General features: G+C 38.7%; 21 protein-coding genes. 11 read left to right on the top strand and 10 right to left on the bottom strand.

Going from position 1 to position 19,216, the window contains the following annotated elements; translation table 11 throughout:
- Nucleotides 1–4: 4 nt before the first annotated feature.
- Nucleotides 5–2,392: a TonB-dependent receptor domain-containing protein gene (locus E6C50_RS08365; protein ID WP_136402747.1), complete on the top strand. Its 2,388-nt coding sequence runs from the start codon at nt 5–7 to the stop codon at nt 2,390–2,392.
- A gap of 40 nt (nt 2,393–2,432) precedes the next feature.
- Here E6C50_RS08365 and E6C50_RS08360 read toward each other — a convergent pair whose 3' ends face one another.
- Entirely contained in the window at nt 2,433–3,068 is a 636-nt protein-coding gene (locus E6C50_RS08360) for an MgtC/SapB family protein (RefSeq protein ID WP_136402746.1), read from the bottom strand.
- A 223-nt stretch (nt 3,069–3,291) separates the two neighbouring features.
- Between E6C50_RS08360 and E6C50_RS08355 the strand changes: the two genes are divergently transcribed.
- The 4 genes from E6C50_RS08355 (at nt 3,292) to E6C50_RS08340 (ending at nt 7,563) form a co-directional block, all read left to right on the top strand.
- Nucleotides 3,292–4,290 (top strand): SDR family NAD(P)-dependent oxidoreductase, encoded by a 999-nt coding sequence (locus E6C50_RS08355; protein ID WP_136402745.1) that lies wholly within the window; start codon nt 3,292–3,294, stop codon nt 4,288–4,290.
- Between the two features lie 81 nt (nt 4,291–4,371).
- Nucleotides 4,372–5,178, top strand: a complete 807-nt coding sequence (locus E6C50_RS08350; RefSeq protein ID WP_136402744.1) for a helix-turn-helix domain-containing protein — start codon at nt 4,372–4,374, stop codon at nt 5,176–5,178.
- Nucleotides 5,179–5,278: 100 nt separating this feature from the next.
- A complete protein-coding gene (locus tag E6C50_RS08345; RefSeq protein WP_136402743.1) occupies nt 5,279–6,694 on the top strand; it encodes an aldehyde dehydrogenase family protein in 1,416 nt (471 codons plus the stop codon).
- Nucleotides 6,695–6,765: 71 nt separating this feature from the next.
- Nucleotides 6,766–7,563 carry a helix-turn-helix domain-containing protein gene (locus tag E6C50_RS08340; protein ID WP_136402742.1) on the top strand — a complete coding sequence of 266 codons (798 nt, stop codon included), beginning with the start codon at nt 6,766–6,768 and terminating at the stop codon, nt 7,561–7,563.
- 104 nt (nt 7,564–7,667) lie between these two features.
- On the opposite strand, the gene E6C50_RS08335 is transcribed toward E6C50_RS08340, so the two are convergent.
- From E6C50_RS08335 to E6C50_RS08300, 8 genes are all read right to left on the bottom strand, one after another.
- The gene (locus E6C50_RS08335; protein ID WP_136402741.1) at nt 7,668–9,041 is read right to left on the bottom strand and encodes a M14-type cytosolic carboxypeptidase; all 1,374 of its coding nucleotides are present in this window, start codon (nt 9,039–9,041) and stop codon (nt 7,668–7,670) included.
- A 250-nt stretch (nt 9,042–9,291) separates the two neighbouring features.
- Complete coding sequence (locus E6C50_RS08330) at nt 9,292–10,614, bottom strand: serine hydrolase domain-containing protein (protein ID WP_136402740.1); 1,323 nt, start codon at nt 10,612–10,614, stop codon at nt 9,292–9,294.
- An 11-nt stretch (nt 10,615–10,625) separates the two neighbouring features.
- Nucleotides 10,626–11,228 (bottom strand): hypothetical protein, encoded by a 603-nt coding sequence (locus E6C50_RS08325; RefSeq protein ID WP_136402739.1) that lies wholly within the window; start codon nt 11,226–11,228, stop codon nt 10,626–10,628.
- A complete protein-coding gene (locus E6C50_RS08320) occupies nt 11,225–11,557 on the bottom strand; it encodes a PadR family transcriptional regulator (protein WP_136402738.1) in 333 nt (110 codons plus the stop codon). The genes E6C50_RS08325 and E6C50_RS08320 overlap by 4 nt, the downstream gene beginning before the upstream one ends.
- 190 nt (nt 11,558–11,747) lie before the next feature.
- Nucleotides 11,748–12,641, bottom strand: a complete 894-nt coding sequence (locus E6C50_RS08315; protein ID WP_136402737.1) for a tetratricopeptide repeat protein — start codon at nt 12,639–12,641, stop codon at nt 11,748–11,750.
- Nucleotides 12,642–12,832: 191 nt separating this feature from the next.
- Nucleotides 12,833–13,261, bottom strand: a complete 429-nt coding sequence (locus E6C50_RS08310; RefSeq protein WP_136402736.1) for a DUF1801 domain-containing protein — start codon at nt 13,259–13,261, stop codon at nt 12,833–12,835.
- A gap of 133 nt (nt 13,262–13,394) precedes the next feature.
- Entirely contained in the window at nt 13,395–14,165 is a 771-nt protein-coding gene (locus E6C50_RS08305) for a methyltransferase domain-containing protein (protein ID WP_136402735.1), read from the bottom strand.
- A gap of 64 nt (nt 14,166–14,229) precedes the next feature.
- On the bottom strand, nt 14,230–14,598 hold the full coding sequence (locus E6C50_RS08300; protein ID WP_230978979.1) for a winged helix-turn-helix transcriptional regulator: 369 nt from the start codon (nt 14,596–14,598) through the stop codon (nt 14,230–14,232).
- 104 nt (nt 14,599–14,702) lie between these two features.
- Here E6C50_RS08300 and E6C50_RS08295 point away from each other — a divergent pair, with 104 nt between their 5' ends.
- The 3 genes from E6C50_RS08295 (at nt 14,703) to E6C50_RS08285 (ending at nt 17,242) form a co-directional block, all read left to right on the top strand.
- Complete coding sequence (locus tag E6C50_RS08295; protein WP_211089524.1) at nt 14,703–15,332, top strand: NAD(P)H-dependent oxidoreductase; 630 nt, start codon at nt 14,703–14,705, stop codon at nt 15,330–15,332.
- A 151-nt stretch (nt 15,333–15,483) separates the two neighbouring features.
- On the top strand, nt 15,484–16,455 hold the full coding sequence (locus E6C50_RS08290) for a polysaccharide deacetylase family protein (RefSeq protein WP_136402734.1): 972 nt from the start codon (nt 15,484–15,486) through the stop codon (nt 16,453–16,455).
- Between the two features lie 145 nt (nt 16,456–16,600).
- A complete protein-coding gene (locus E6C50_RS08285; RefSeq protein WP_136402733.1) occupies nt 16,601–17,242 on the top strand; it encodes an NAD(P)-dependent oxidoreductase in 642 nt (213 codons plus the stop codon).
- A gap of 46 nt (nt 17,243–17,288) precedes the next feature.
- Here the strand turns inward: E6C50_RS08285 and E6C50_RS17620 are convergent, their stop codons facing one another.
- On the bottom strand, nt 17,289–17,429 hold the full coding sequence (locus E6C50_RS17620) for a hypothetical protein (RefSeq protein WP_168732772.1): 141 nt from the start codon (nt 17,427–17,429) through the stop codon (nt 17,289–17,291).
- 196 nt (nt 17,430–17,625) lie between these two features.
- Here E6C50_RS17620 and E6C50_RS08280 point away from each other — a divergent pair, with 196 nt between their 5' ends.
- From E6C50_RS08280 to E6C50_RS08270, 3 genes are all read left to right on the top strand, one after another.
- The gene (locus E6C50_RS08280) at nt 17,626–18,183 is read left to right on the top strand and encodes a DUF2975 domain-containing protein (RefSeq protein ID WP_136402732.1); all 558 of its coding nucleotides are present in this window, start codon (nt 17,626–17,628) and stop codon (nt 18,181–18,183) included.
- Between the two features lie 3 nt (nt 18,184–18,186).
- On the top strand, nt 18,187–18,399 hold the full coding sequence (locus tag E6C50_RS08275) for a helix-turn-helix domain-containing protein (protein ID WP_136402731.1): 213 nt from the start codon (nt 18,187–18,189) through the stop codon (nt 18,397–18,399).
- Nucleotides 18,400–18,538: 139 nt separating this feature from the next.
- A complete protein-coding gene (locus E6C50_RS08270) occupies nt 18,539–19,108 on the top strand; it encodes a hypothetical protein (RefSeq protein ID WP_136402730.1) in 570 nt (189 codons plus the stop codon).
- The last annotated feature ends 108 nt before the right edge of the window (nt 19,109–19,216 follow it).

The raw sequence follows: 19,216 nt of genomic DNA, 5'->3' as shown, positions 1-19,216 counted from the left end.
CTTTATGACGATCAGAATCCCGTTTTACCGTAACGTTTCCGGAATTATTTCATTTTTAGTATTCTTTTTCTATACGGTTTCCGGTTTTGGTCAATCGATAAGCGGAAAAGTAAGCGATTCCGAAAATCATCCCGTTAAGGATGCGCAAATAACGCTTACCAATACCAAGGTACAAAAGCAGCAACTTACCGATGAAAATGGTTTTTATAAAGTAATCGTTCCGCCGGGTAATTACTCTTTTGAGATTGTAAAAAAGAACGTGACGCTATTTTCGCAAAACATTACTATTGATCGTGATACGCTTAAAAACATCGCGATTACGATAGCCACGGGCACTAAAGTCGATTTGAATGAAGTGACCATCATCAGCAAAAAGAAACTAATGGAACGCAAAGTGGATCGAACCGTTTTTACTATTGCGAATTCCATTAACGCTCAGGGTGTCGATGCCGTTGAAGCCTTATCCAATACACCACAGGTAAAAATTACCGATAACGCCATTCTGATTGCCGGTAAAAGTTCGGTTGCAGTAATGATCAACGACAGACTATTGAATTTACAAGGCGAGGAACTGCTCAATTATTTAAAAAGCATCCGTTCGGACGATATTGCCAAAATTGAAGTCATCACTACGCCACCCGCAAAATATAGCGCCGAGGGTCTAAGTGGACTGATCAATATTATCTTAAAAAAGAATAATAAAATCGGATGGAATGCTTCATTGCAGGCAGGCGGATTTTTCTATACAGGTGCCAAACTAAATTCAGGTCGATCGGGCGGAACTTTTAATTATCAAAATGAATGCTTATCCTTGTCGACCGGGTTTAACTATACAGGTTTTAAACGACAGCAAAACACGACCAATAACATTGTCTATACGAATAACGATTACTGGAATAATACAGGGGAATCTTTTTATAAATCTGCATATATAAGTCCGAATCTAAAAGCGGAATACAAACTAACGACTAAGAGTACCGTCGGTTTCACTTATAATTATTCAGCCATGAATACCGATCAGCGACTTAACAGCGAAACCTTCCGAAAAATTACGGCCGCCGAACAAAACTTCCAATCGTTATCGACCGATAGTCTGGAAAACCAATATCATTCCGGCACTGTTTTTTACGACCTGAAACTGGATACTCTTGGAACCGTTCTTCGTTTTTCGGGTAATTACCTAAAAGCGAAAACCGATACCGATAAATGGGCGCAAACGTATGAAAACAGTACCACAAACACCTTACTAAACAACAATACGGGTCGTTATCAAATTACCGCTTTTCAGTCCGATCTGGAAAAAAAACTGTTGGGGCTTATTGGCGAATTCGGTCTTAAATATACCGCCATCCGAAACGATGCTTTATTAAAAATATACGATATTGAAAATGGTATTCCGATCCTAAATACTGCGATTAGTAACGACTTTTTCTATCAGGAAAACAACTATGCCGCCTATTTTAGTTTTATTCGGAAATTAAGCCCCAAATGGGAAATCAAAGCCGGTTTACGTTACGAGTATACCTATCTGAAAGGCAGTATTCCCAACCAACAAGAGACGACCAATCATTACGGTCAGTTTTTCCCAACCGGATATCTGACCTACAAGCCTAATGATGATCATGCTTTTAACCTGAGTTACTCCAGACGTATCAACAGACCTAATTTTCAATCGTTAAATCCATTCCGTAGGTATTATTCCACCTACGAATATCAGGAAGGAAATCCGTATCTAAGGCCAGCGATCAGCAATTCCATTGAGTTGAATTACACCTTAAAAAACAATTTTAACGTTAGCCTTTACTATACCCGATCCGATGATAATTGGGACAAAATCATCCGTTTTAGCGATGGTTTTAGAATCCATCAACTGGAAAATTTCTATACGATGCATACCTACGGTACTGCTATCAGTTATACCCAAAACCATTTAAATTGGATGGAAAATACAGCCAGTTTACAAAGCAGTTTTATGACTACCGAATCGCATATACCCGATGCTGTGGCTGTTAGCAACGGATTTCTTGCCGAATGTAATCTGAATAGCACCTTTCCGCTTAGAACGGATAAAACCCTGTCTTTGTTTGTGATTTTAGCCGGGAATACACCCTATCAGTACGGAAATACTTTTTTTTACGGTTATTTTAAAAACTCAATTGGGGTAAAAGGTTCTTTTCTCAAAAAGAACCTGGCTTATACCTTTCTCTTTAATGACATTTTTAATACCACACAATCAAAAGGAGATGAATATTTTAAAGATTTCCGGTCTTTTTATGCCTATAGATCCAGCAACCGTTATCTAAATTTGTCGGTGACCTATACTTTTGGAAATAGCACGATCAAAGGAATCAAGCAAAAAGTTCAATTCGATGAAAACAACAGAGCTTTATAGTATTCTAAAACAAGGTATAACTCCTTACTATCGATTTCTTTTACAATTCTATTTTAGAAAAAAAGGATTCCAGTAAAAGGGCTTTACTCAGCGATTCCAATTGTTTTTCACTGGCGTGGATCTCCCAACTCAACGTAATCGTGTCCAGTTCTTTTTGTTGTGTGATCAACCTTGATTTGGCGCCATACTTGACAAAGAGTTCGGTACATCGGGTAAAACCATCCTCTTTTTTATCGAATGTGATATGAAGTGTCCGATATTGATTGAGACGGTCGATTTTATTTTGCAGATAGGTCAACGTAGTGAGTACCAATAATATTAATCCGCCGCCACAAGCCGAAATCAGATAATGTCCTGCTCCTATTCCCATACTGATGGCTGCTACCGCCCATATCGTAGCCGCAGTTGTAATACCATTTATATGATTGTCGGCTCTAAAAATAACACCGGCACACAAAAATCCCAATCCGGTTACGATATTGGAGGCAATCCGATCCGGATTACCTTCGCCTCCTATCCAAATGGACATAACGGTAAAAAAACAGGCTCCTATTGAAATCAGTATTGTAGTTCGGAACCCAGCTGCTTTCCCTCTGTATTCGCGTTCGGCTCCAATAATAGCGCCCCAAATAACAGCTATAAAAAAACGCAGCATTATTTCCATTTCTATTGCCATACCGTATTGCTTTTTAGACTATTATAAATATATCTATTTTTTTAATCAAAAACACCTGACAGGTTTTGAAAACCTGTCAGGTGTAGAATAGTTGTAAAATATAGGACTAAAAAATTATGGAAACGCCCGCTGACATTTTTAACAAAGTAATTTGACTTTTTAAACAAAATGATGGTATTCATAACCCGATACTTTTGTCTTATAACTTTTAATACTAAAAAAGATGAGACAACACAATTATCAGGGCGCGTTACAACAGCCACTGGGTTCCGGATTTAACACAACAACAACGACAAATGAGGTAATCGCAGGAATTGACCTTCGTGGAAAAAACATAATTGTTACCGGTGGTAATACCGGTATCGGACTCGAAACCACTAAAACACTTGCCAATGCAGGCGCAACGGTAATTGTCGCGGCAAGGGATATCGAAAAAGCAACGAAAAATCTTGACGGTATCAACAATGTCGAGTTGGAAGTAATGGATATTATGAATCCGGATTCGGTTGCTGCTTTCGCCGAAAAATTTCTGACCTCCAACAGACCTTTGCATGTTCTGATCAACAACGCCGGAATTATGTGGGTGCCTTTGCGTAGAGATAGCCGCGGATTCGAATCGCAATTGGCTACAAACTATCTGGGTCAGTTTCAGCTAACCGCTATGTTATTTCCGGCCTTAAAAAAAGCCAACGGTGCACGCGTAATCAATGTGTCTTCCTTAGGTCATCAAATGGCGCCATTTAATTTTGAAGATCCGAATTTCCTTCACCGGGAATACGAAACCTTACAGGCCTACGGACAATCGAAAACGGCCAGTAACTTATTTGCGATGGAACTCGACAACCGCGCCAAAGCATTTAATATACGAGCCTATTCGTTGCATCCCGGTTCCATTGGCGGTACGGAATTAGGTCGGGAAGCTTCATTGGAATTATTTCAAAAAATGGGATTCCTGGACGAAAACGGTGCCATGCTACCGGAAGTAGCCGCACGATTAAAAACCATTCCGCAAGGCGCGGCGACAACGGTATGGTGTGCCACAAGTCCGTTATTGGATACGATTGGCGGTGTGTATTGTGAAGACGCCGATGTCGCTCCATTGGCCAACGAAGCCAGTGTCGGATCCTATGGCGTAGAATTGTATTCTTTAGACGAATCAAATGCGAAAAAACTATGGGATTTAAGCGAACAGCTAACGGGTATAACTTTTTCTATGCTTTAAAATTTTGACATTTTAAACAAAGTTATTCATTCGATACCTCGTACTTTTGTATGAATCAGGATTCTATTAACTCAATATCTTATGGAATATCAGGCGAAATACATCACACCGGACATCAAACTCTCCAGTTATGATGATAAATTATTCAAATCGGATATTATGTTTGACGAGCATATGTTAATCTGGTTTATTTCCGGGGAAACAAAAATCATTCAGGCCGATAGTACTTACTTTTTTAAAACCGGAGATATTTTTCTGATTCCCAGAAATCAATTGGCTACCATAATCAATTATCCTAAAAATGGTCAGCCGCACAAAACGGTAGTAATGCATTTGACTATAGAACGACTAAAAAAGTTCTATGAAAAAATAGATATCCCCAAAAAATTGTTTTCCGAACATAAAATATATCATTTTAATACGCATCCCTTATTAGAAAGTTGCCTATCGTCTCTGATCCCTTATTTTGAATTAGAAGGTAATTTTCCGGAGCATATCGCTTCCCTAAAAATCACCGAAGCTATCAGTATTTTAAGAGAAATTGATCCCAACATTGATACGATTCTGGCTAATTTCGATGAACCGGGTAAAGTGGATCTGATTCATTTTATGGAACGCCATTTTATGTTTAATATGCCCCTGGAAAAACTGGGCTACCTTACCGGTCGCAGTCTTTCCACTTTTAATCGGGATTTTAAAAGACTGTTTAACACTACACCACAAAAATGGTTGACAAAAAAAAGACTGGAGTTGGCCTATTATCAACTAACCGAAAAAAGGAAAAAACCAATTGAAATTTATCTTGAAGTTGGTTTTGAAGATCTTTCGCATTTCTCTTTTGCCTTTAAAAAACAATTTGGAATAGCGCCAACTGCTTTGCTCAAATAAACAAAACCACATGAGCCATACAACAAAGTAAATTTGAGCTTCTCAACAAAATACCAACCTCTTTTTTATGGGAACTTTGCTATATAAAAATTGAAATACAATGAAACGAATAGACAAAGTTTACACAAACGGTGCTTTTATAAGCCCAAAAGGAACAATGGTTTTTGATTTGATCAACCCTACTAACCGTCAAAAAATCGGTGAAGTGGTATTAGGCGATGAAACCGATACTCAGGAAGCCATTGCTACAGCAAAAGAAGCTTTTAAATCCTTTTCAAAAAGCAGTATCGAAACCCGTATCGAGTTGTTGGAACGACTAAAAGCTGCCGTTCATAAACGGGAAAAAGAGCTTATCGAAGTTATGATACTCGAATATGGTGGAACGCGCCAGTTTTGTACCACAAGTATCCATTATGCCATCAGTTCTTTTTCGAACATGATCGAGGTGCTACGCGGGTATGATTTTAACCGTATAGCAGGGAAAACTCAGGTACAAATGACTCCGGTCGGTGTGGTTGGAATTATTACACCGTGGAATGCGAGCAATAGTTTTATCTGTAATAAACTCGCCACAGCTATTGCTGCCGGTTGTACCGTGGTTGTAAAACCAAGTGAAATGAGTGCTTTGCAAACACAATTATTAACCGAATGTATCCATGAAGCCGGATTGCCTAAAGGTGTCTATAACATGGTTAACGGCCTCGGAAATGTGGTCGGTGCTGCGATTACCAGTCATCCGGATATTGCTAAAATTTCATTTACCGGTTCCACGCTTACCGGAAAATTAATTGCCAAAGGGGCTGTTGATACGGTAAAAAGAGTTACTCTGGAACTGGGCGGAAAATCACCCAATATCATTCTGGACGATGCCGATCTGGAACAGGTAATTCCTCAGGCGGTTTTCGGAGCCTATATGAATAGCGGGCAGGCCTGTGTTGCTCCTACTCGTTTACTGGTTCCCAAAACAAAACTGGAAGCGGTTAATCGTATTGCCAAAGCAGCTGTAGCAACAGTACAAGTGGGAAATCCCGAAAATGAAACGACTCACGTCGGGCCTATGGTGTCGGAAAAACAATTTGAACGTGTACAACATTATATCCAAACCGGAATCGAAGAAGGTGCTTCTTTACTCGCCGGAGGATTGGGAAATCCCGAAGGACTGGAAAACGGAAACTTTGTAAAAGCTACTATTTTCACTAATGTCCATAATGATATGCGTATCGCCCGGGAGGAAATTTTTGGGCCGGTACTTTCCATTATTCCGTATGAGGATGACGAGGATGCTATCGCAATTGCCAACGATACAACCTACGGACTTGCTGCCTATATCAGTACCGCCGACGAAAACCGTGCTCTGAAAATGGCCACACAGCTTGAAGCCGGGCGGATTAACATCAATGGTTTGAAACATGATCCTTTAGCGCCGTTTGGCGGGTTTAAACAATCCGGATTAGGTCGCGAATACGGTTCATTCGGATTGGACGAATATCTGGAACCAAAGGCAATACTAATCTGATTTTTCAAAAAAACAGTACATTTATATCCTTGTCAGCGTAACAACTGACAAGGTTTTTATTTCGATTTTTTATGGCAACAACTTCCGATAATATCCGCTATTCCTGTCATGCTGCGGCATTCCGGGAAGGCGAACAGTTTGTTCACTCCCATAGTTTGTCTATGGTTATTTCCGGAGAAATGGAACTGAACGATGGTACAAACCGACATATTTTCCGAAAAGGAGATCTTTACTTTGCGCGTAAAAAACAATTGCTGAAGTTTATTAAAAAACCTTTGGAAAATGAGGAATTTAAGTCAATTTCGATTCTTTTTGAAGAAGAATTACTAAACAATTTCAGTATCGAAAATAAAATCACAATTGATCCCAAACGTCACGACACTGCTTATATTCTGCTTTCTGATTCCGGGCATCTCCATTATTTTATGGAATCCCTGTTACAGTATCAGGATCTTTTGGAAGATAAGGCTCCGGCTTTTATAACCCTTAAACAAAAAGAGGCGCTTACCTTATTACTAGCCTATAATCCGCGATTAAAAGACACCTTATTTGATTTCACGGAACCACATAAAATCGATCTGGAAACATTTATGCACAAAAATTACCATTTTAATGTTAAGATCGAACGGTTTGCTTATCTCACCGGCAGAAGTCTGGCTACTTTTAAAAGGGATTTTCAAAAAATTTTTCAGACCTCCCCGCGAAACTGGTTGCAACAACGGCGTTTAACCGAAGCCTATTACCTGATCGAACAACAACATAAAAAACCCAGCGAAGTCTATCTTGACCTTGGTTTCGAAGATTTATCTCATTTTTCCTTCGCTTTTAAAAAGCAGTTTGGAATAACACCAACAGCATTATTAAAATAAGTGCATTTTTTTGTATCGTTCCATCCATTACACAACCATATAAAGATCAAATAGTTTAACTTAAAAAACAACTATTTTAGTATTCTTAATTTTTCAAATGCTTACTAATGATTCAAATGTAATTGTTCTAATTCTTCCATTGTCATTGTACTTTGTTTTAATCGGAACGCCGATCGGTCACCGACTTTTTGTAGTCGGGCTTTCTTCATATCACCGATTGCTTTTGCAACGGCAACGCCCAACTCCCGCCATTCCTTTGGTGTCACCCAATGGTCAAAACCGGCTTTACTATAGGTTGTTTCCAGAGTAATTGCTGTAACTTTTTCTTTCCGATTGTACCAAAACCAGGTTTCCGGAAAATACGAATTCAGGAATCCTTTACCGCCTTCCAAAGGTGGTGGTTCTATTCGCCCTTCATAATGTTCGGCTACCGATTGTATAAAAGCAATCTGATTGCCCCATAATTGCTGTTCCTCTTGAGTATAGCCGCTTCCCGACCCGAAATGCGGAAAGAAAAAAGCATGTGTTTCGGGTTTGCTATTGGATGAATGCAGATTTAACGCCAAAACTACCGGATCTTTTTTATCAATAAGCAATGGAGCCATAGCACCCCGGTTTAAAAAACGGTTTTCTATCGGAGCCACATCCTTTAAAAATAAAGGATTCGCGGTTTTTTCAAATTCCCATTGATTTTCCAGATTAATGCTGGATGCATTGGTTCGGTAATTTCCCAACAGTATCCCATCAGCATTGTGCATCGGGACAATTTTAAAAATATAGTTTGTTCGTAACGCTTCCCCAATTGCATCATCCGATACTACTGTATTTATTAACCCTTCTAGCAGATAGGAACTCCCAACTTCAGCGGAATGAGTACGCGCATGAATCCAAACATGCTTTTTAGCCGAATGTTTGGTCTTATCTTCTATTGTAATCAGGTCGATCGGAAAGGATTTATCCGGTGATTTCCCCAGTGATCGTATGGATATAAAAGGATTTGATACAATCGTATTCCGATACTCCAGATAGTCTTTTGTCGTATACGGAAATGTCCGTGCGATCCATACTGTACTGTGATCCCCTGGAACAGCAACTTCTATTGTTGTATTGTTAATTTGCTTTACAGAAGCTTCCGGAAAATGTTTCCAGTCTGTTCCATTTAACGAATATACCGGTACAAAATAATACGGAAATCCGAGTCTGGTAAATTGCAACTGGACACCATTTGCTCCGATTCCGCTAACCTTTACGTTGAACCATGTCCGGAATGAATCCGGTAAGGAAGTGTCGTTATTGTCATCTTTAAGACTTAATGACCAAAGATTATCCTTTAGCTTTGAAATCGTTCCAATACTTCCCGATTCAAAATCGGTACTAAACGTAAGACCGTCATCCGTATCTTTATTTTCTTTTCCGGAATTACAAGAATCACCTAAAAACAGGCTTAACAAGACCAATGGCAGATAGTAGGCTTTCATATTTAAAAAAGAGTCAATCGTTGAATGGATTATATTTTGATAGTAAAATGACTTGACTTCCGGAAAATCAAAATTCCCTTCCGATAAAACGAATATATCTTTTTTAAGTTTACCTTATTAAATATTGATTTTTATTGACTTGAATTGTCTCTAATTGACATTTATAATCCTGAAAAAGTATCTTTAATAAACTTAAAAAAGGGCTGTCTTATTCCTTAAGACAGCCCTTTTCTTGTTGTATAAAAACCGATTATTCTTCTTTTTTAAACGTAAAATTGCCTCCTTTTTGTTTTAAGACCATACTTTTTTCCGTTGGATTAAACTCCAGCATTAATCCAGCTTTATCGAACCGGAACTGGTCTTTTGCAGAAGCTTCTAACGCAATTGCCGGCTGACCGGGTGTTAGCAATTGTAACGTACCATTTTCTTTGGTAATGGTCATTTTTACCGGAATTTCGGCCGACGAATAGGTTCCCAGATATTGCTCTAAAGCTTCCGGGCTTACCGTATAGGTTTTAAATTCCGGAATATCATACGGCTGGTTGAAAATCGCACTTAAAATCGTTAATGCAATCGCATTTCCACTGTAATTTGACCCGTTTGATGTCATCGCAAAAGAGATATCGCCATCGCCAAAATAAGTAAAAGTACCGTTAAAGCCATCGATATTTCCGGCATGACCATAGCCGATTTTATCATCAAACGGCATTTTAAAAAGTCCACGTCCATAATTGCCTTCAATTGTTTTCATTGCGTCCAGACTTTCCCTTTTAAGTAATTTCCCTTTAAAAAGGCCTTCGCTAAACACTACTAAATCCCCCGGAGTCGATACCATTCCACCCGCACCCATCGGAATGGACATATCCGTTTCCGGTTCGGCTTTCCAGATTTCGGAAAATCTATACGATCTGGATTCGTTATTTTCAGTATTGATCTTTCCTCCAAAAAAGGTATTTTTTAAGCCCAATGGTTTCACAATATGGGTTTGTACCAATTCCGAATACGTTTTTTTAAAGGTTTTTTCCAAAATATACGTCAACAATACATAATTGGAATTGCAATATTTCCCTTTACTTCCCGGTTCGAAATCACTTCCTCCTTTGGCGATAAGGGCAACCATTTCACGGGCTGTCATCGGTTTGGTATTCCAATCTTCATAATCATCATCTCTGGTAAAATCATGAATTCCGCTATGGTGGTTTAACAGTTGACTGATCGTAATTTTATTTGCATTGGCTATCGTTGGGAAAAATTTCTCAATGGTTTGATTCAGATGTAACTTTTTGTTTTCGATAGCTTTAAAAATCAAAACCGACGTAAAGGTTTTCGAGATCGATCCGATACGGTATTTTGTATTTTCGTTTGCCTTGCGGTTGTGCTCCACATCGGCATATCCAACCGATTTGGCATAAATTGGCTGACCGTTTTGAGAGATCGCCAGGCTTCCCATAAATTTATTATTGGCTTCCAGCGTCTTAAAATACAAATCCAGTTTTTGTGTGTCGATTTTTTGCGCCCATCCAAATGCGGTAACAAAAAGACTGAGTAAACCGACCTTAATTTCTTTTTTCATAGCTATTTTTTTTAGGATTTTAAGGTTCTTTTTAATCGGAGTAACAGGGTGATCATAAAATAGAAAAGCACTGTCAAAACCAGCATCAATGGAATAAACCAATTGCCTAACTTTTCATATTCCAAATGCGTCACACCATAGCTTCGGTAGTAGCCCAAAATACAAATGTCATTTGCACGGTAGAAGAAACCTACGTTTTCCGGATCAAACAGTTTGGCACCGATCAGGAATAAAAAACCAAACAAAAGCAGGTATAAAACCGTAAAAATGATATAGGAAATTCCGTTTCCGATGTTTAATACCAGAGCTTTGATCACCTGAATCGGATTAAACGTACGGGTCGCCTCATCCAGTTTTTTTTCGGCTACCAATGGTTTTAAAAAGACTTCCGGTTGTCCTAGTTTTTCCAGAATGTCCAGTAAATGGGCTACTTCTTCTTTTCCGGAATCCGGATTCGACATCAGACTTTCATAAATATGACTGTTGATTTCCAGTAAAATTTCCTGTTGATTGGCTGCATTCAGTGTTTTAATCGCCTGTTGAATCCGCATGATATAATCCCGGTAAATTCGTTTCGAATTCGGTTCCCGGAAAGCTATTTCTTTAAATTTCATATTGCATTTATCGTTGTATTGAGACTGTCCCAATAGGTTTTCATTTCGTTTACAGTGTGTAATCCCAAAGTACTAATGGTGTAATATTTCCTTGGAATACCCGATTCCTGTTCCACCCATTTTGAGGCTACCAGTTCTTCTTTTTTTAATCGGTTCATCAACGGGTAAAGCGTCCCTTCCGCGATGTCGATTTGCGTTCGTTTTTTAATCTCATTGATTAAATCATACCCGTAGTATTCTTTTCCATCTTTTAGAATACTAAGCACTAAAAATGACAAGGTGCCTTTTTTGAGTTGCGAGATCCATTTGGTTGTAAAGTCTTCGTTCATGAGACAAATATAAAAACAAAATACATAGTATTACAAAGTATATAGTTAAAAAATATATTAGATTAAAAAAAGTATTAAAAATCAATATATTAAAAACAAATCAATCCTGATTTTTGATTTTTTAATGGAATAAAAAAACTCCGAAAGTAGAGTACTATCGGAGTTTGACTATATTTTTCAGATGGTGTGTTTATTTCATTCGGATGTTATGTGCTTCCAGTATCTTTTTCGCATTATCATTATCCGGGTTTAATTTTAATGATTTTTGATAAGCCTGAAGCGCCTTTTTTGTCGCTCCGGTTTGCAGTAATATTTCGCCATAGCTATCGAACGTATTAAAACCTTTTGGATACAATTCGGTGTTTAGTTTTAAAATTTTCAGGGCTTCGTTCGTTTTTCCCAATTCCAACAATTCATATCCGAAACTATTGATCCTTTCCTCACTAACATCGTATTCCGATTGTTTCCCTTTGGCAACTTCCGATTTGAGTAATTTAATGATCGGATCAATCGCTTTTTGTTCGTTATAATAGGCCGAAACCGATTTTAAATTCATCGCCCGTTCTTTCGCTTCCTGTTCGGCAAGCGTTTCTACGTTATAGTATTTTCGCTGTTCGTCCGTTATCTGGGTCGGATCAATTTTATAACGTTCCCACCGTCCGTTAGTTCTGTTTTTAACGAATTGTGTTCCATAAAGCTGTGGTTTTCCTCTTCGCATTAAATCCCGGTCGACCGCCGCCGCATACCACCATTTATTCAGTGTTTCGTCCAATTGTATGGCTTTTTCAAAACTTTTGACCGCCATAGCCGAATCGATCGAATCACTGCCGTGCTGAAATACAATCCCCGCATTGAGATAGTCTTTCGCGGTTTTTATCCGGTCTTCTTTAAACAATTGTGCGGTTCGTTCGCGTCTTGCTTTGTCTTCTTTATTTAAAATCGTCCAATCAATATTCGGTTGCTTTCTGGCATTTTGATCATCATCAGCCATTTTTTGAAGTTCCGGATTGTCTGTTGTTTGTGAAAAGGTTGTAACCGATAACAATAGTATCGTTATTGTTTGAAGAAAGTTTGGTTTTGTCATATTTTTGGTTTGCTTATAAGGTTTGGAATAACAAGATTACTTTTTTTAAAAACCGAAAACTTGTAAAACGGATGAAAACGATAACTATCCGATGGTGTTTCTCTAATTGAATAACATCCTTCAACTGTTCCCGGACCAGTGTAAAGGTTTCAAAAATGGCTTTTATTTTCTATACAATGCAGGAATCCCTTTTACAACTTACCGTACTTTTTGTGCAATTGCTGTATCGTATTTCCCATTATTTCCTTAACCACTTCGATGTCGATATCCGCCAGCTTTTTGATATAAATACAACCTTTGCTTATCTTGCATTTTCCGAGCTTTTCCAACAATGGGTGCTGTTCTTCGTTCCCCATATGAATGTATAATGAAATGGCCGTTTTTCGCGGTGAAAATCCAACCAAAGGCCAGTCGGCTTCCTGACGGCTTCGCTCTGATTTATAATGATAGCGCCCGAAACCGATAATTGATGGTCCCCACATTTTGGGTTCAAAACCGGTAAAATCCTGCATGATTTTCACTAAAGCATAACTATCTTGCTTTTTTTGTTCGGTAGCGGCAAAGCTGTCGATAAACTCATGAACATTCGCGTCTGTCTGTTTGGTTTTAATGGCGGCCATACTTACTTTTTATTTGATCAATAAATATAAGTTGAAAATTATATAAAATCGGATATCGGAATACGTCGTTAACTAAATTTTATATAAAACTGTAAATCCTATTCCACACGATCGCGCTCTTTATTCTTTCTTCTTAAACCAGCTTTACACCGTATAACAATATTCGTTTAAAAGCATATAATGCCGGTAGTTTTGGGAAATGTGCAGCGATTCGTTCCAAAAACACGCGTTTAAAATGCAACTGCTGTTTGTCATCCATCCGTTCTGTATAAGGCAATAAGGCTGTTCCGGAAATAAATTCAAACAAGGTTTTATGATCTTCTGCGATGATCGGATACACTTTTTGTAGCAATTGCATGTCGCGGATGCCGTTGTCGAATAAAATCTGCGCATAACGATCCAAAGACAATACCGGTGAGTCGCGTTTGTATCCTTTTAAATAGTCTGAAAAGGGCTTTTCCTGAACCAGATCGAATAAAATCCGGTTTACGATATTCTCCGTTTGCACCGGCATTTGTATCGCCAATTGTCCACCGGACTGAACACAAGAAATGAGTTTAGGAAACAACACTTCGTGATCCGGCGACCATTGTAACGCGGCATTACTAAAAATCAGATCCCATTTTTGACCGGAATTGATAACCGATTCGGTTGTAGCCTGTTTAAAATGCAGGTTCTCGTTTACAAACACTTTTGATTTTTCCAGCATTTCGGCCGAAGCATCGATCCCGGTAAAATGACTTCCGGGAAACTGTTGGGATAAAATCGCGGTTTGTTCTCCGGTTCCGCAACCTAAATCGATCGCTCTAAGGTTTTCTTTCGGTTGAATAAAAGCCGCCAGGTCAAAAAATGGTTGGTAACGGACTTTCTTAAATTGATCGTATATTTCGGGATTCCAGGCCATCGTTTCTTGTTTTGGTTTAATACCATTTCAAGTTACTATTTTTTAAAACGTATCACAAGTTTTATTACAATTCTACGCTGGCAGTTCCTTTGGTAACCAGATCCCGGTGTGCAATCCCCCATTGTGCCAGAATCGTAATTACCGGTTGTACCGTTTCGCCATAAGGCGTGAGTTCGTACATCACACTAACCGGTTGTGTCGTGATCACCGTGCGTTTGATCAATTGATTTATTTCCATTTCCTTAAGTTCCCGGCTAAGCATTTTTCCGGAAATTCCATCGACATCCTTTAAAATATCGGAATAGCGTTTTTTTCCGAATAGCAACGATGCAATAATCGAAATCTTCCATTTACCGCCCAAAACATACATTGCATCGTGTACCGCCATTATTGCCTTATTACAGGCCATTTGTGAGTGAATCGGTGTTTCCATATCCAGCTTGTTACCTCTATGTTACTATTACTTTTTGTTTGTTAGTGACAAAAGTAAACAACTTATTTCGAACTTTGTCCTCAGAATCATTAAATTGTACTATCATGGAATTAATCGAAAGCCTTAACTGGCGTTATGCGACTAAAAAATTCAACACCAAAAAAGTAAATCCCGATACTATCGACCAGATTATTAATGCGACCAATTTATCGGCTTCTTCAACCGGATTACAGCCGTATCGCCTGATTGTAGTCGAAAACCCGGAACTTAAAAAAGAATTGGGCGAAGGTTCTTTTAATACGCAAATTGCTAATTCCTCTCATCTATTGGTTTTTGCCGCATTTGAAAAAGTCACTCTTGAACAAATTGAAGACTATATGAACCATATTGCGACCGTACGCGCAATTCCGGTTGAAAATCTAGCCGATTTTAAAAATGCATTGGTAAACGGTATCTTGTCACGCGGCGACGAACACAATTTCCAATGGGCCGCCCGACAAGCCTATATCGGTCTTGGAACCGCAATGATTGCTGCTGCCGATTTACGTGTCGATTCCACACCTATGGAAGGTTTCGATCCGGAAAAATTCGATCGCCTTTTGGGTTTACAGGAAAAAGGATTAAAAAGTGTTGTGGTACTGGCTTTAGGTTACCGCGATGCCGAAAATGATACTTTTGCGACTTTTAAAAAAGTGCGTTTACCGCAGGAAGAATTTGCCATTACTGTGGCTTAATATCATCCTTATTATTTGTAAAATCCCTTATTTAAGGGATTTTTTGTATTACAAAACGGTTTTTTGGTTGTACTAAATGCTCTGATTTTACTATTTATAGCTGAAATTCGTCCGAATTTAGTACTTTCAATACTGTTTAAAATAGTCTGCGATGCCCTTAAAACACTTATTCCAAATTTTGTTGTACCTGTTCGTTTCCTCGGCGAATGCACAATCTGATGTTCGCCAATATACACGTTACACTGGCTACGGACAATTCAACCGGGAAGATCTGATCGTTTTAAGACGTTTTCAACAAAACGGACAATTGCAATATCTAACCGTAAATTGTACGACACTCGAACCCCGGATTGTACCCGCTACCGCATTACAGGTTCAAACTGCTTCCTGGGAAACACTGAAAAAACAATTTAAGGACACGCCCTATTTAAAAGCCTTGCAATATGCCTCTTCACAATCTTTTTCGTTACAGGATGCAGGGATTATTCACGGTTATCCGAAAGAAAAAGGAATTACACTAACCATCGACCTTTGTCCGTCGCACAAACCATTAGACCGGAACATTTTTACCGATCTTATGGCTGCATTTGGTACCATAGAAAAACCGGTTCCGGTAGCACTTTCCCTATCCGGACATTTTCTGGAAAACCATCGTGACGATATCGGATGGTTACAACAACTCGAAAAGAATAATGCGATCCGTATTACCTGGGTCAACCATACGTATAGTCATTTTTATGACCCTAAATTCCCCTTACAGGAGAATTTCCTACTCAAACCCGGTACCGATATTAATTTCGAAATACTACAAAACGAGGTTGTCATGCTCGAACAAGGACTTATCCCATCGGTATTTTTCCGGTTTCCCGGATTGGTATCGGATAACAAAGTCGTTGGTCTTGTAACGGATTACGGACTGATTCCAATTGGTAGTGATGCTTGGCTTGCAAAAGGACAATTAGCGACTTCCGGAAGTATTGTGCTGATTCATGGTAATGGTAATGAACCGGTTGGTGTTTCGGATTTTATCCGGTTGCTGAAAAATGAAAAAAATGCCGTACTGGAAAAACAGTGGTTGCTTTATGATCTTAGCAACAGTATCGGTTCCGAGTTTAAAAATTAGCCGCTTTTATACTTCCTTTTTTGTATCTTAGCTGTATTCGAATTGTTTTATAAAATAACAATCCCGGTTTAGGAATGCTTCCTGAACATCCGGACTCCCAATGGAGTCCCGGTATTTTATTCTCTAATTTTATAAAATAATCGCAATGAAAACTATAAAAATTGCCGTAATTGGCGGCACTGGAAAATCCGGAAAATACCTTGTACAACAACTGCTTAAAAAAGGTTTTTCCATTAGATTACTACTTCGGAATCCCGAAAATTATGATACTCAAAATCCTTTGCTTGAAATTGTAAAAGGCGATGTCCGCAATTTTGAATCGGTATTGCTTTTGTTACAGGACTGTGATAGGGTGGTGAGCACACTTGGACAGCCCAAAGGCGAACCTACGATTTTTAGTACTGCAACCGGTCATATTATAAAAGCCATGCACCACTATAAATTGTCACGTTATATTGTGACTACCGGACTAAATGTAAATACGCCAGCCGATGTTAAAAGTGATACAGTACAAATGGCCACTCAATGGATGTATGATCATTTCCCGGAAACCACATATGACAAACAAAAGGAATACGAACTACTCACACAAAGTGATTTGGACTGGACGATGATTCGGTTGCCTTTAATCCGACAAACTGACGAATCGTTTCCGTATCATACTTCCCTGACCGATTGTCCCGGTGATTTTATCAGTGCTACCGACCTGGCCGATTTTGTACTACAGGAAATGGAACAACCTCGCTTTATACGACAAGCGCCCTTTCTATATAGCTTTGATCAATAATTAAAAACGGAGTCTTTATCAGACTCCGTTCTTTTTCTCCCTACCGCTAGTCATTAGGTTTATGCTTATGCGGTTTTAAAGTTGGATGTTTTGGCTTGTTATCGGGTGTTACCCGTTGCCGTTTGTCGTCTTTCCCTTTGTCCGTTTGTCTTTTTGGTCCGGGCTTAATCGCTTGAATGTTTTCCATGATTAATTTATTTATGGTTTGTAATTACCGGCAAATAACAGTCTGCAAACCGCGATTTCCTTACGGAAAACCGGAAATAAGAACACTCTATTTTAAACCTCAACTTCTAAATATTTTGTATTTCAATTTATTTTTATTGTTTTTCAATAAATTTTTACTGATATTTGCTCTGTAAATTTTAAATCATCATCCTCTTATGGAAATTAAAATCACCTCCAACCAGATTTTGAAAGTACTTCAAGTATTTTCCTGGATCATTTTTATCGGCTTATGTGTTGAAGCAGGTGCCATTGTTGTAAACACTATTATTTCACTTTTTATCAACCCCGATGGTGTACATAATTTTTGGGAAGGCGCCGATTATCTATCTGGTCTTTTTCAATCAGATCGAGGTCATTTCGCTGTCATTGCCATTATTATGACGATCATAGCCGTGTTAAAAGCGATATTGTTTTATCTGATCGTAAAACTGTTTGTCGCTAAAAAATTAAACATTGCCAATCCTTTTAGTAGCGCGTTACACCAATTTATTCAGAACATCGCATATCTGGCTTTGGGAATCGGTTTGTTTTCGTATTACGGTTTACATTATTCTGAATGGCTTACCCAAAAAGGCGCCGAAACGCCTAACTTGCGCCTCTTAAATATGGATGGTGCCGACGTATGGCTTTTTATGGCCGTGACCCTGTTTGTAATTGCTCAAATCGTAAAACGCGGTATCGAAATTCAGAATGAAAACGATTTAACGATATAATATATGCCGATAATAGTAAACTTAGACGTTATGATGGCCAGGCGAAAGATGTCGCTGAATGAGCTTTCCGAAAAAGTCGACCTGACCCTTTCGAATCTTTCCATTTTAAAAACAGGAAAGGCAAAAGCGATCCGATTTTCGACACTGGAAGCCGTTTGTAAAGCCTTAGATTGTCAGCCCGGAGATATACTCGAATATGTAGCCGAGGATCAATAATATTTGATCCCGCTAACTTTTGAATAAACACCTGACAGGTTTTGGAAACCTGTCAGGTGTAAAATATAACAACAAAGAATTTTTATCTTTTGATCACTTACTTTTGATAGCTTTGTTAACTATCGCTAAAATGACGCCTATGGAGCCCTACTTTTACGAGGATTCTTTTTTATGTTATGAGTTTACTCCGATCAATAATGTGCATTTTATAAACGAGGCTTTTACGCTATTGACGGAACTGGAAGACGACGAACGCAATTCCTGGGAAATGGTTCCGGAAAGCGAACAATATTTTACTACGCGGCCTATTGGCGGTAACCGTCCTGTTCCTACATCTGATTTAGCGATTACCGTATCTGATATGACTACAAAATTGATCAACTACGGTTTTATACCCTATGCCGAGCCTGATTTTGTAAAAAACAGTACGTTTAAATCGTATCGCAATACTATTCAAAATGCGCATTGTTTTATGTATCACAATTTTGCTATTTTTTTATATGCCGAAACGACTACGATAACCTATTTATGGTTCGATTCGTTTGATGCCGAAATAGCAACGACGCCCAACAATTCCGGGATGATCGATTTTCTGTATGCTATTGGTGTAGAGCTGCAACTGGTTTTAGTCGACTGGTATAAAAAACGAATTATTGATTTAACCCAAAAAGACATTATTGCTGATTATTTAGCATCCTTACAATCATAGTGTGACCGGAATTATAATCATCTGGTTTATTAACACGGATTGCACCCGAGGCTTTAGCCGAAATAATAAAATAAATCCGTGCTATCGGGTATGATCGAGTATGCAGCC

The sequence above is a fragment of the Flavobacterium supellecticarium genome (assembly GCF_004801375.1).
Taxonomy (GTDB): Bacteria; Bacteroidota; Bacteroidia; order Flavobacteriales; family Flavobacteriaceae; genus Flavobacterium; species Flavobacterium supellecticarium.
The sequence above is the reverse complement of the archived record's forward strand: the minus strand, read 5'-3'. Positions and strand labels throughout refer to the sequence as shown.